Annotated in this window: 11 protein-coding genes; all 11 read left to right on the top strand. The window is 57.0% G+C overall.

Annotation, left to right across the window (positions count from 1 at the left end):
• The first annotated feature begins 2 nt into the window (after positions 1-2).
• Genes nuoE through BMX66_RS01445 form a run of 11 tightly spaced genes read left to right on the top strand, consistent with a single transcriptional unit; the run spans position 3 to position 12,220 of the window.
• A complete protein-coding gene (gene nuoE, locus BMX66_RS01495; protein ID WP_090879661.1) occupies positions 3-485 on the top strand; it encodes an NADH-quinone oxidoreductase subunit NuoE in 483 nt (160 codons plus the stop codon).
• The gene (gene nuoF / locus BMX66_RS01490; protein ID WP_090877697.1) at positions 485-1,756 is read left to right on the top strand and encodes an NADH-quinone oxidoreductase subunit NuoF; all 1,272 of its coding nucleotides are present in this window, start codon (positions 485-487) and stop codon (positions 1,754-1,756) included. Before nuoE ends, nuoF begins: the two co-directional genes overlap by 1 nt.
• 1 nt (position 1,757) lies before the next feature.
• Positions 1,758-4,577 carry an NADH-quinone oxidoreductase subunit NuoG gene (gene nuoG, locus BMX66_RS01485; protein WP_090877695.1) on the top strand — a complete coding sequence of 940 codons (2,820 nt, stop codon included), beginning with the start codon at positions 1,758-1,760 and terminating at the stop codon, positions 4,575-4,577.
• The gene (gene nuoH / locus BMX66_RS01480; RefSeq protein ID WP_090877693.1) at positions 4,574-5,530 is read left to right on the top strand and encodes an NADH-quinone oxidoreductase subunit NuoH; all 957 of its coding nucleotides are present in this window, start codon (positions 4,574-4,576) and stop codon (positions 5,528-5,530) included. Before nuoG ends, nuoH begins: the two co-directional genes overlap by 4 nt.
• A gap of 34 nt (positions 5,531-5,564) precedes the next feature.
• On the top strand, positions 5,565-6,089 hold the full coding sequence (nuoI, locus tag BMX66_RS01475; protein WP_090877691.1) for an NADH-quinone oxidoreductase subunit NuoI: 525 nt from the start codon (positions 5,565-5,567) through the stop codon (positions 6,087-6,089).
• Between the two features lie 32 nt (positions 6,090-6,121).
• Positions 6,122-6,691, top strand: coding sequence for an NADH-quinone oxidoreductase subunit J (nuoJ, locus tag BMX66_RS01470; RefSeq protein WP_090877689.1), 570 nt, complete (start codon positions 6,122-6,124; stop codon positions 6,689-6,691).
• 4 nt (positions 6,692-6,695) lie between these two features.
• A complete protein-coding gene (gene nuoK, locus BMX66_RS01465; RefSeq protein ID WP_199679280.1) occupies positions 6,696-7,004 on the top strand; it encodes an NADH-quinone oxidoreductase subunit NuoK in 309 nt (102 codons plus the stop codon).
• Position 7,005: 1 nt separating this feature from the next.
• Positions 7,006-8,979: an NADH-quinone oxidoreductase subunit L gene (gene nuoL, locus BMX66_RS01460; protein WP_090877685.1), complete on the top strand. Its 1,974-nt coding sequence runs from the start codon at positions 7,006-7,008 to the stop codon at positions 8,977-8,979.
• Positions 8,976-10,478 carry an NADH-quinone oxidoreductase subunit M gene (nuoM, locus tag BMX66_RS01455; RefSeq protein ID WP_090877684.1) on the top strand — a complete coding sequence of 501 codons (1,503 nt, stop codon included), beginning with the start codon at positions 8,976-8,978 and terminating at the stop codon, positions 10,476-10,478. Before nuoL ends, nuoM begins: the two co-directional genes overlap by 4 nt.
• On the top strand, positions 10,475-12,007 hold the full coding sequence (locus BMX66_RS01450; RefSeq protein WP_090877682.1) for an NADH-quinone oxidoreductase subunit N: 1,533 nt from the start codon (positions 10,475-10,477) through the stop codon (positions 12,005-12,007). The genes nuoM and BMX66_RS01450 overlap by 4 nt, the downstream gene beginning before the upstream one ends.
• Positions 12,008-12,049: 42 nt before the next feature.
• The gene (locus BMX66_RS01445; protein ID WP_090877680.1) at positions 12,050-12,220 is read left to right on the top strand and encodes a DUF3330 domain-containing protein; all 171 of its coding nucleotides are present in this window, start codon (positions 12,050-12,052) and stop codon (positions 12,218-12,220) included.
• Positions 12,221-12,817 lie beyond the last annotated feature (597 nt).

The raw sequence follows: 12,817 nt of genomic DNA, 5'->3' as shown, positions 1-12,817 counted from the left end.
CCATGTTGAGCGAACAGGAAAAACAACAGATAGAGGCAAAGGTACAGCACTACCCGAACAAGCGGGCGCTCTGTCTCGAAGCGCTCAAGATAGTTCAGGAGCATCGCGGGTGGGTGACGGACGAAGGCATTGCAGACGTGGCTGAGGCGCTGCAGCTCACGCCAGCGGAATTGGAAGGCATGGCGACTTTCTACAACATGATTTTCCGCAAGCCGGTGGGCAAGCACGTAATCCTGCTGTGCGACAGCGTGAGTTGCTGGATCATGGGTTACGAGCGCCTGCGCGAGCATCTGACGACCCGGCTGGGCATCGGGCTGGGCGAAACCAGCGCCGACCAGCGGTTTACGCTACTGCCAAACGTATGCCTCGGCGCCTGCGACCATGCACCTGTGATGATGATAGATAACGCACATTACCAGGATCTCGACCCCGGCAAGATAGACGAAATCATTGCAATGTATCGGCAGGAAGATATAGCGCGCTGATGGAAACACCGCTAACCAATAACATCTCACCAGGAAAAGAACCGCCCGATCTCAGACAGTATGAGAACGGGGGCGGCTATGCGGCGGTGCGCAAGGCCCTGCGCATGGCGCCTGCGGAAGTCATGGCGTTGGTGGAAGAGTCGAACCTGCGCGGACGCGGCGGCGCAGGCTTTCCTACTGCGCAGAAATGGAGTTTCGTGCCGATGGGCAACGATGCACCGCGTCCAAAATACCTCATCTGCAATGCAGACGAGATGGAGCCCGGCACATTCAAGGACCGTTTGCTGCTCGAAGGTAATCCCCACCAATTGATAGAAGGAATGATCGTTAGTGCATACACGGTCCAGGCTGACGTGGCTTATATTTTCCTGCGCTGGGCTTACAAGCTGGCGGCGGAGCGGCTGGAGTCCGCAATCGTCGAGGCGTACCGCCAGGGCTACCTTGGCAAGAATATTCTTGGCTCGGAGTACAGCCTGGAGCTGTACCTGCATGTCAGCGCCGGGCGCTACATATGCGGGGAGGAAACGGCGCTGCTCAACGCCCTTGAAGGCAAGCGCGCCAATCCCCGCGCCAAGCCCCCTTACCCCCAGGTAAGCGGTTTATGGGGCAAGCCTACCATTGTCAACAACGTCGAGACACTCTGTAACGTACCCCATATTGTGAATCGGGGTGCTGCATGGTTTAAAAACCTGAGCCGCGGCGCCAACGGCGGCACCAAACTGTACGGAGTGAGCGGAAGAGTAAAGAATCCTGGGCTGTGGGAGTTGCCAATGGGCACCTCCATCCGAGAGATTTTGGAAGAGCATGCGGGAGGCATGCGGGATGGATATCGCTTTCGCGGCCTCCTGCCAGGCGGAGCTTCAACCGATTTTGTGGTCGCCGATCAGCTCGACGTAGCAATGGATTTTGATTCAATGCAGGCGGCAGGCAGCCGCCTCGGCACCGGCACCATGATAATTCTCGACGATAAAACCTGTCCCGTAGGCATGCTGCTCAATCTCGAACACTTCTTCGCACAGGAATCGTGCGGGTGGTGTACGCCTTGCTGGTCCGGGCTTTCATGGATTGAACAAATCCTGCAAAGGCTGGAGGAGGGAAGTGGGCAGTCGTCGGATTTGGAACGGTTGCAATCTCATGCGCGCTTGCTGGGTCCGGGGCACACTTTTTGCGCATTGGCCCCGGGCGCTGCGGAGCCGCTGCAAAGCGGCCTCAAGCATTTTGGGGATGATTTCGACCGGCACATCCATGAGAAACGTTGCCCCTGGAGATGACATGACGACGATCCATATCGATAGCCGGCCCTATACCGCACAAGATGGTGACAACCTGCTGCAGCAATGTCTTTCGCTCGGATTCAACCTGCCATATTTTTGCTGGCACCCCGCGCTGGGCTCTGTGGGCGCCTGTCGTCAATGTGCGATCAAGCAGTTCAAGAACGAGGACGACAAGCGCGGCAAGATCGTGATGGCTTGCATGACGCCAGTCACGGATGGCGCCCGCATCTCCATCGACGACCCCGAGGCGCGGGAGTTCCGCGCCAGCGTGGTCGAATGGCTGATGGTCAACCATCCGCATGATTGTCCGGTGTGCGACGAGGGCGGCGAATGCCATCTGCAAGATATGACGGTAATGACGGGGCATACCTATCGCCGTTACCAAGGCCGAAAGCGCACGTTTCACAACCAGAACCTGGGCCCTCTCGTCAATCACGAGATGAACCGCTGCATCCAATGCTACCGCTGTACCCGGTTTTATCGCGACTATGCGGGAGGCCGTGATTTGGACGCGATGGTACTGCGCAATCAAGTCTACTTTGGCCGCCATGAGGACGGCATCCTCGAAAGTGAGTTCAGCGGCAATCTGGTGGAGGTTTGTCCCACCGGGGTTTTCACGGACAAGACCCTAAAGCAGCATTACACGCGAAAGTGGGATTTACAAACGGCGCCCTCGGTATGCATGCACTGCGGATTGGGCTGCAACACGATACCCGGCGAGCGTTATGGCACATTACGGCGCATCCGTAATCGTTTCAACGGCGCAGTCAATGGCTATTTTTTATGCGACCGCGGACGCTACGGATATGAGTTCGCCAACAGCAAACATCGAATAAGGCAACCCTCGCTGCGGAAGGACAGAAGCGCGGCGCTGCAATCCGCTATTAAACGCGATATGCTTCAGCACATTGCCGCACTGTTATCCAATGGAACCAGGGTGATCGGAATCGGGTCTCCGCGCGCCTCGGTCGAGTCCAACTTTGCGCTGCGCACTCTGGTTGGGCCCGAATGGTTTTATGCGGGGGTCTCCGACCGGGATGGCCGCTTACTTGCTTCCATACTGGATATTTTGAGACAAGGGCCCGCGCGTTCGCCTTCCTTGCACGAAGTAGAACTTGCCGACGCCGTCCTGGTGCTGGGCGAGGACGTAACCAATACCGCACCGCTGCTCGCACTCGCGCTGCGCCAATCAGTACGGCGCCAGCCGCAGAAGATCGCCGAGAAAATGCATATTCCGCATTGGAACGACAACGCCGTGCGCGGGGCGGTGCAGCAGGAAAGAGGGCCGTTATTTATTGCCACCGTCGCCGGCACCAAGCTCGACGATGTTGCCACGCAAACCTTCCACGCGGCGCCCGATGACTTGGCTCGTCTCGGGTTTGCAGTGGCGCATGTGCTCGATTCCAGTGCACCGCCCGTGCTGGATATGCCAGATGCATTGCAAGAACTGGCCGATACTATTGCGGAAGCGCTAAAGACTGCGGAACGCCCTATGGTCATCTCGGGCATAGGCTGCGGCAATAGGGCCGTCATCGAGGCAGCGGCCAATGTGGCGTGGTCACTGAGCAATACCGGTCACCCGGCGGAGCTTTGCTTCGCGGTTCCCGAATGCAACAGCCTTGGCGCAGCGATGATCGGCGGCGTCAGCTTCGAATCCGCATTCGAAACGGCTTGTAACGGCGCTCCCCTTAACGACAATACCGCTGGCGCCACTGCCGAAACTTCCACTGACGTGGCCGCTGACTTTTCCGTCGACACCGTTATCATATTGGAAAACGATCTTTACCAGCGCGCCGACGCTGCGATAGTCGACCGGTTTCTAGCTGCCGCCAAACACGTCGTGGTAATCGATCACATAGATAATGCGACCTGCGCAAGGGCTGACGTGGTGCTGCCAGCGGGTACTTTTGCGGAAGCGGACGGCACGCTGGTGAATAATGAAGGCCGGGCGCAGCGCTTCTTTCAGGTGTTTGTTCCCCAAGGCGATATTCAGGAAAGCTGGCGCTGGGCGCAAGATATCATGACCATAACCGGAAGCGGCAAAGGTCAACCCTGGATAAACCTGGACCAGGTCAGCGCGGCCTGCGCTGCGGCGATCCCCTTGTTACAACCCATTTTGCACGCCGCACCCCCAGCAGATTTTCGCATCGGCGGTCAAAAGATTTCCCGCCAGCCGCACCGTTATAGCGGGCGCACCGCGATGCTCGCCGATATCAGCGTGCATGAGCCCAAACCGCCTGAAGATCCGGACGCGCCGCTCTCGTTTTCAATGGAAGGATACCTGGGCCATCCTCCTCCGGCGCTCATACCCCGTTTCTGGGCGCCGGGTTGGAACTCAGTGCAGGCGGTCAACAAGTTTCAGGACGAGGTGGGCTCATCGCTGGCCGGGGGCGATCCTGGCGTACGTCTGATCGAGCCCGTGCCAGCCGGAAAAGCCGAGTACTTCAGCAATGTTCCCATAGCATTTACCCGGCGCACCGACGAATGGCTGGTCGTTCCACTGCATCACGTCTTTGGCACGGACGAGCTCAGCGTGCTCGCACCCGCCATCGCTGAACTTGCAGCGCGACCTTATCTTGCGCTCAATCCCGCCGATGCGGCAGAGCTCGGCCTGGCTGCCGGAGATGAATCACGGTTGCAGTTGCTGCGGACCAACGGCCGAACGGGCTACAGCTTGCCTGTGCAGTTGAAGTCCGAGTTGCAGCGGGGTGTTGCGGGTTTGCCTGCTGGTCTGCCCGGCCTGGCCGGAATCAACCTCCCCGCCTGGGGGAAGGTGACAAGGTTGGGGATCGGAATGAAGCAGGGTGCGCCGCCATGAGCGAACTTGCGCACACCTGGTCAAACGTTGTCGTGATTCTGATCTTCTTGTTCAGTTTCGCGGCGCTGCTGTCATGGATAGAGCGCCGTCTGCTCGGCGTCTGGCAGGACCGCTACGGACCCAACCGGGTAGGGCCGTTTGGGATGCTACAGAGCGTCGCGGATGCGATCAAGCTCCTTGCCAAGGAGGACTGGATACCGCCGTTCGCCGACAAGGCGCTGTTTGTGCTGGCGCCGGCCGTCATCGCCACCACGACGCTGCTCGCGTTTGCTGTTGTTCCCATCGCGCCAGGTATCGGCGTGGTGGATCTGAATATCGGTTTGTTGTTTTTCCTTGCCATGTCCTCGCTTGGGGTTTACAGCATCGTTCTGGGGGGATGGGCTTCGAACAACAAATACTCCCTGCTGGGAGGTTTCCGGGCGGCCGCCCAGATGTTGAGCTACGAGGTCTTCATGGGATTGTCGCTGATGGGTGTCGTCATGCTGGCCGGTTCATTCAATCTGCGCGATATCGTCGCGGCGCAGGAAGATCTGTGGTTTTGCATCCCTCAGATCCTCGGGCTCATCACCTTTACCGTGGCCGGCATAGCCGAGGCGCGCCGGTTGCCTTTCGATCTGCCAGAGGCGGAGAACGAGCTCGTGGCTGGCTTCCACACAGAGTATTCCAGCATGAAGTTCGGCCTGTTTTTTATCGGCGAATATGTCGGCATCATCCTCATCTCGGCGGTGATGGTGACGCTGTTCTTTGGTGGCTGGCTAGGGCCGCTATTGCCTCCGTTGATGTGGTTCCTGCTCAAGACCTTCATCGTCATCGGTTTTTTCATTCTTTTGCGGGCTTCATTGCCACGGCCCCGCTATGACCAGTTGATGGGTTATGGCTGGAAAGTGATGTTGCCGCTGACGCTCGTTAATTTGCTGATTACGGGAGCAATCGTGCTGGCCTGGGGATTATGACAACGTTACGCTCGGCGCAGGGGAGAGAAATGACATGTGGAATGCTCTGAAGTCAATGTGGATCATCTTTCTGCACATGTTCCACCGCCGGGTGACCGTTCAGTATCCGGATGAAAAACCTTACATTCCGCCCCGGTGGCGCGGACGCATCATCCTGAGCCGCGATCCTGATGGGGAGGAACGCTGCGTTGCATGCTACCTCTGTGCGGCGGCCTGCCCGGTAGATTGCATTGCGCTGCAGGCCACGGAGGATGAGCATGGGCGACGCTACCCGGACTTCTTCCGGATCAATTTTTCGCGCTGTATTTTCTGCGGATACTGTGAAGAGGCGTGTCCTACCGACGCAATCCAGCTCACGTCGGACTTCGAGATGGGCGAATACGACCGGAAGAACCTGGTGTACGAAAAAGAGGATCTGCTGATCGACGGCCCCGGCAAGTACCCGGACTATAACTTTTATCGCGTAGCGGGGCTTGCCATAAATGGCGAAGGAGGCAAGAACAAGGGTGAGGCCGAGAATGAAGCGCCACCCGTGGATCTGCACCACCTGTTGCCCTGAGTTCCGAAAAAAACCGAAGTACAGGAGGCACTATGGAAATCACATTTTATCTGTCCGGGGCTATCGCCATCGCGGCCACGCTGATGGTCATCACGGGCTTGAGTGCGGTGCACGCGCTACTCTACCTGATCGTCTCCCTGCTCGCCGTGGCAATAGTGTTCTTTGTGCTGGGTGCACCCTTTGCCGCAGCGCTCGAAGTCATCATCTACGCGGGTGCGATCATGGTGCTGTTTGTCTTCGTCATGATGATGCTTAACCTCGGCAAAGCCGCAGCGACAAAGGAACGGAACTGGCTGAACCCTGGGATGTGGGTGGGTCCCGCCATTTTGGCGGCGCTGCTGCTGGCCGAGCTGCTTTATATCTTTGCGCAGGGCGGCGGTACGTCTCCCACCGTGATGGTTGATGCGAAAGCGGTCGGCATTAGCCTCTTCGGGCCGTACCTTCTCGGTGTTGAGCTGGCTTCGCTGCTGCTATTGGCAGGATTGGTAGGGGCTTGTCATCTGGGGTGGCGTGAGGGGCGTGAAGGGGATGACGTGGGGCTGGCAAGAGGATCAGGGGAGGGATGGGCGGCGGGGGACGGGCGCGGCCATGAGAACGGCTGAAGCCATTGCCGCGATCCCCACGCATCACGGGCTGATGCTTGCGGCCATCCTGTTCACGCTGGGGATGGCCGGAATTCTGGTCAGACGCAACCTGATCTTCATCCTGATGTCGATTGAGATCATGCTGAACGCCGCCGGGCTTGCCTTCGTGGTTGCCGGTTCGCATTGGGCGCAGGCCGACGGTCAGGTAATGTTCATCTTTATCCTGTCTGTGGCGGCGGCTGAAGTTTCTGTCGGCCTGGCATTGCTGCTGCTGTTGCACCGCCACTTCCAGACGCTGGACGCGGACGCGGTGAGCAAAATGCGGGGATAACGTGTTGCCCCTGCTCTGGCTTATTCCCACGCTGCCTCTGGCCGGTTTCCTGACGCTGGCACTGGGCCGACGCCACTTGAGCCGACGCGGTGTGGCGGTAATTGGAACCGGCTCCGTGGCTCTCTCGGCACTCATCGCCATTCTGATCGCGATCGACTTCATCGCTGCAAGACCGCCGGGTCTCGCCTTTCAGCAGGAAGCCTGGGTCTGGATCGCCATAGCCGGTTTCTCGCCGAGGATCGGCTTTTATCTCGATGCGCTATCACTGGTAATGGTCCTGGTCGTGACCATCATCAGTTTCCTGATCCATCTCTATTCCACGGAATTCATGATTAGCGATGAGAGCTACGCGCGCTTTTTCGCCTACATGAATCTCTTTGTCGGTTCGATGTGTATCCTGGTTCTTGCCGACAATCTGCTGTTTCTTTACCTTGGCTGGGAAGGGGTGGGACTTTGCAGTTACCTGCTCATCGGATTCTGGTATCGGGACCCCGCCAATGGGCGCGCCGCGCGCAAAGCGTTTATCGTGACCCGGATCGGCGATACCGCTATGGCGATCGGCCTTTTTCTGCTGTTCACTCATCTGGGAACCCTTGATATCCAGCCGTTGATGCAGTGCGTGGCGCAGCAGTGGCCGGAGGAGTCGGAGCTCGCTATTCTCGCTGCAGCACTTCTGCTTGCCGGTGCGGTGGGCAAATCTGCCCAACTCCCGCTACAGACCTGGCTACCTGACGCAATGGCCGGCCCCACGCCGGTGAGCGCGCTGATCCATGCTGCGACGATGGTAACGGCAGGCGTCTATCTGATCGCCCGCATGCATGTGCTCTTTTCGCTTGCGCCACCCGTACAACTGGCGGTAGCAGTAATAGGCGCTCTTACCCTGCTGCTGGCAGGGTTCAGTGCACTTGCCCAAAAAGACATCAAGCGCGTGCTCGCGTATTCGACCATCAGCCAGCTCGGCTATATGTTCCTCGCGCTAGGAGTGGGCGCCTGGTCGGCAGCCATCTTTCACCTGATGACTCACGCCTTCTTCAAGGCTCTGCTGTTCCTGAGCGCGGGTGTGGTCATCATGAGCCTGCACGAGGAACATGATATTTTCCGGATGGGTGGGCTGAGGAAAAAACTTCCCGTTGCATTCTGGACTTTTCTGATTGGCAGCGCATCGCTCGCGGCGCTGCCGCTCGTTACCGCGGGCTTCTACAGCAAGGACCTGATTCTTTGGCAGGCCTGGGCGTCAGCAGGAGGGAATCCATGGTTATGGGCCGCGGGATGGGGAGGTGCAATATTGACTGGCCTCTACATCTTTCGCGTGGTGTTTCTCGTCTTTTTTGGCGAAACGAGGACTGCGACGCCTCCCGAAACCAGACGGCCAGGGCTGCGCATAACGATACCGCTTATAGTTCTTGCCGCACTCTCTCTAGTCGGCGGATGGATTGAAACTCCATCTTTTCTCGGTAATTTAACGTTGTTTTCCAGCTTTGTTCAGCATGCCTTGCCGCCGGCTCAGATCGTTCTTGACGGTAAAAATGACGAAACCGTTCTGGAGCTGCTCGGAATTGCTGCCTCTCTTGGCGGCATCGCGTTAGCGTACCTGTTGTTTTTGAGATATCCCGCCTTTCTCCATGGGCTGATGCTGATCCCGGCATTGGCAAGAATCCGGAAGTTCTGGCATTTTGGCTGGGGTTTCGACCGATTTTATGAGTTCCTGTTCGTCCGGCCCTATCTCTGGCTTGCGTACGCCGATCGGCACGACGTGATCGACAATATCTACAGAATGGCGATTTCATGCACGCTCAGGTCGCTCCAGAAGGTCCATCGGCACGACTTGATCGACAATATCTACAGCGGCCTGGCCGAGCTTTGTCTGTTTTTCTATCGCGCCTTGAGTGCAACGCAAAGCGGACAGGTACGCCGCTACGCGGCGGCGATTGCCGCCGGATCGATAGGTATTGTATTCATCGGAATATTCGCATGATTCTCTCCGCATTGATTTTCATCCTGGTGGCCGGCGGTTTGCTGTCATGGATGGCGGATCGGTGGCATCCGGGCTCTGCGAAGTGGGTTGCGCTGGCTACGGTCGGCATTGAACTCGTATTGACGATATGGCTTTGGCTGCAGTCGGCCAGCGCCATGGCTCTTCCCGCTCACGGGGGGTGGTTTGCCGAGATCAGGGCGGAGTGGATTCCGCGTTTCGGAGTGAGCTTTCATCTGGCCATGGATGGAATAAGCCTCATTCTGGTCGTGCTGACCGCTTTTCTGGGGGTGGTATCGGTAGCATGTTCCTGGACGGAAATCCAGGAGCGCGCCGGGTTCTTTTACTTCAATCTGCTATGGACTCTGGCAGGGGCGGTCGGCGTATTCCTTGCGCTGGACCTGTTTCTGTTTTTCTTTTTCTGGGAGCTGATGCTGGTGCCGATGTATTTCATGATTGCGATCTGGGGCCATGAGAGGCGGCAGTATGCCTCGATCAAGTTCTTCATTTTCGCCGAGGGGAGCGGCCTGCTCATGCTGGTGGCAATTCTTGCGCTGGTATTCGTCCACTACCACAGCACTGGGGTCCTGACATTCGATTATTTCGAGCTGCTGAATACCCCCATGTCTCCCTCCGCCGAGCTGTGGATCATGCTCGGCTTTTTCATTGCGTTCGCAGTCAAGGCGCCCATCGTGCCATTTCACACCTGGCTGCCGGACGCACATACCGAGGCGCCGACAGCAGGAAGTGTGATTCTTGCAGGGGTGCTGCTGAAAACCGGAGCCTACGGGCTATTGCGCTTCGTTGTTCCGCTATTTCCCGACGCGGCGGGGTATTTTGCCCCGGTGGCGATGGCGTTGGGAGCAACCGGAGTTGTCTATGGCGCTTTCCTGGCGTTCGCCCAGACGGATTTCAAGCGCCTCGTGGCCTACACCAGCGTGAGTCACCTGGGCTTTGCGGTGCTCGGGATATTCGCCTGGAATCCCTGGTCGCTTGGGGGGGCCGCAATGCAAATGATCGCGCATGGCATCAGTACGGGAGCACTGTTTGTAATTGCCGGCATTTTGCAGGAACGGACGCACACCCGCGATATGAGCCGCTTTGGAGGCCTGTGGAGCGTCATGCCGCGCCTGGCGGCCATGGGATTGTTTTTTGCCATTGCCGCGCTTGGGCTGCCGGGAATGGGTAATTTCGTCGGGGAATTCCTGGTACTGATGGGATTATCCAGCGTCAGCAGCGTGCTGGCGTCCGTCGCGGCTGCGGCATTTGTCGCCAGTGTCGTGTATGCGCTTGCGCTGGTGCAGAAAATTTTTCATGGCGAGAACACCCACGGTTGGCAACTACATGATTTATCAGGCCGGGAAATGGCGACCCTGTATTCAATGGCGGCCATTGCCCTTTGGCTGGGCCTGTACCCGCAACCGGTGCTCGATGCCGCACCGGGCATCGCAAATGGTCCGCCCGCGATTGCCGTAGCCCACCAGGAGGGGAACGCGGAATGAACACGCCACCCTCCGCGCTACCCTTGAACCTGATGGCCTTGTTCCCGCTCATCCTCCTTGCCGCCTCCGCGGTAGTGGTGATGCTGGCGGCAGCCTTTTATCGTCATCCTCGACCGGTCATGATGTTGACGCTCGCTGGGCTGGTTCTGTCATTTGCATCATTGTTTCTGTCCCGGGGCGTCGGATCTCGTCAGGTCACGGCTCTGCTGGTACTGGATCACTATGCGCTGTTTTTTATGGGGCTCATCGTTGCCGCGACCTTTGTCGTCGCGGTGTTGTGTTACCGCTACTTCGGCGGTGACGAAAGCCGGCATGAGGCGCTTTACATCCTGCTGCTGCTGGCTGCCCTCGGCGGCGGGGTTCTCGTCGCGAGCAGCCATTTTGCCTCGTTTCTGCTGGGCCTGGAACTGCTCAGTATTTCACTGTTCGTATTGATCGCGTATCCGCGATTCACGGAGTGGCCTCTCGAAGCAGGAATTAAATACCTGATTCTCGCTGGGTTTTCATCCGGATTACTTTTGTTTGGCATGGCGCTGGTCTACGCACAGCTTGGAACGATGCAGTTTGCGAAAATCGGAACAATGCTCGCTGCGCCTGACCAGGTACTGGAACTCTACGGGTTGGCTGGACTCGCACTGATCGTGACGGGTGTCGGATTCAAGCTGGCGCTGGTGCCCTTTCATATGTGGACGCCGGATGTATATGAAGGTGCGCCTGCACCGATTACCGCATTTATCGCCACTGTTTCAAAGGGCGCCATGCTTGCCCTGCTGCTGCGCTATTTCCTGGTGGCCGGAGCGTATCAGTCGCAGCCAATCACGCTGGCATTGAGCCTGGTTGCCGTCATGACGATCCTGATTGGCAACCTGCTCGCGCTGTTGCAAGATAACGTCAAGCGGATTCTTGCCTATTCTTCCATTGCCCAGCTTGGCTATCTGCTGGTTGGATTTCTGGCTTACGGCGGACTGGCAATCGAGGCAGTTGCCTATTATCTCACTGCCTATTTTGTCACTATGCTGGGCGCGTTCGGCGTGGTAACGGTATTGTCCGGCGGGTTAAATGATGGATCCGATGGCGTAGCGGAACGGGATAGCGACCGGCTTGCGGATTATGCCGGCCTTTTCTGGCACAGGCCATGGCTGGCAGGGATATTTACCGCCATGCTGCTGTCACTTGCCGGAATTCCGTTGACGATGGGCTTTATCGGCAAGTTTTACATATTGACGGCTGGGGTGGAAGCATCGCTATGGATACCTGTGGTCGCACTGGTTGTTGGCAGCGCGATCGGGTTGTACTATTACCTGAGGATTATTGCCGCGATGTGTGTGCATGACCCGAAGGCGGGCTCTGTACCAGAGGCAAAATTTGCGGGTACGGCGTCCTTGGCGGAAAGTGTAACGCTGGCTGCGTTGACATTCCTGCTAATAGGGCTGGGTGTTTATCCGACGCTGCTTATTCAGTTGCTTGAAACAACGGTCGTACATCTGGCCGGGGTTCCTGAATTCCTTGCATTGACCGGTTCCCTTTAAAAAGCAAGGATGGATATGGATGAATTGGAAAGGGAGATTTAAATGCGTGAACTGGAGCAACCCTCCGATCCGGAAAAAGTTCCCTGTAAAGTCTGCCTAAAGGAGATCCCTTTATCCGAAGCCATGAACGAGGAGGCTGTTGACTACGTGCTGTATTTTTGCGGACTGGAGTGTTATGCAAAATGGGAGAAGCAGGAAGAAGCAGCGGAATGAGGCACCCGGTTCCGTGCATGAAAATAACAGGGGCATTGACGCTCGTTTACTTGCAGTGCGGGTTCCTGGGGTAATGGGAAGCGGGAGAAAGATAAGGCAAAGAAAAGAGGCCCGGCAAGGAGTAGTTGGCCTGTGCCGGGCCCAGTGGCATCTACTACAAGAGGGAGAAAAAAGCAGATACCAGTATTCATTTTCTTACTTCCTTACCTTGACTTCTGTACGGAGCCACACATAAGCAAATTTTCTTTCTCACGCCTTTCAATTGCTTGCTCTAAATCCAGAGGTGTCCAGCTACAAGGAAATGTTGTTCTGGAAAAAGAGACCGCAGAAGACTCAAGAGCCCGAATTCGCCGCTGCTATTTCGTCATTTAATTTGCTCATAATGTATATTATGTTAAATTGCCTGCGGATGACTGAGCCAAACTCTAACAGGCCCCTTACTCCTTCTTTTCTTCTGCTCCTGTAAAAGCAGGCCATTTTACAAACGCGAAAACCCATAGAAGAATCAGAATACCTCCGGGGACCAGCGCGATTAATGATAATGCCGGCTTAAAACCGGCCCTCTTGTATATTCTCCAAAATGGTACGACGAAAAAA

Origin of the sequence: Nitrosovibrio sp. Nv6 (genome assembly GCF_900110495.1) — a bacterium.
Taxonomy (GTDB): domain Bacteria; phylum Pseudomonadota; class Gammaproteobacteria; order Burkholderiales; family Nitrosomonadaceae; genus Nitrosospira.
The sequence above is the reverse complement of the archived record's forward strand: the minus strand, read 5'-3'. Positions and strand labels throughout refer to the sequence as shown.

Coding starts and splice junctions, on each gene's coding strand:
- nuoE (WP_090879661.1), top strand. CDS start 3: ATGTTGAGCGAACAGGAAAAACAACAGATAGAGGCAAAGGTACAGCAC.
- nuoF (WP_090877697.1), top strand. CDS start 485: ATGGAAACACCGCTAACCAATAACATCTCACCAGGAAAAGAACCGCCC.
- nuoG (WP_090877695.1), top strand. CDS start 1,758: ATGACGACGATCCATATCGATAGCCGGCCCTATACCGCACAAGATGGT.
- nuoH (WP_090877693.1), top strand. CDS start 4,574: ATGAGCGAACTTGCGCACACCTGGTCAAACGTTGTCGTGATTCTGATC.
- nuoI (WP_090877691.1), top strand. CDS start 5,565: ATGTGGAATGCTCTGAAGTCAATGTGGATCATCTTTCTGCACATGTTC.
- nuoJ (WP_090877689.1), top strand. CDS start 6,122: ATGGAAATCACATTTTATCTGTCCGGGGCTATCGCCATCGCGGCCACG.
- nuoM (WP_090877684.1), top strand. CDS start 8,976: ATGATTCTCTCCGCATTGATTTTCATCCTGGTGGCCGGCGGTTTGCTG.
- BMX66_RS01450 (WP_090877682.1), top strand. CDS start 10,475: ATGAACACGCCACCCTCCGCGCTACCCTTGAACCTGATGGCCTTGTTC.
- BMX66_RS01445 (WP_090877680.1), top strand. CDS start 12,050: ATGCGTGAACTGGAGCAACCCTCCGATCCGGAAAAAGTTCCCTGTAAA.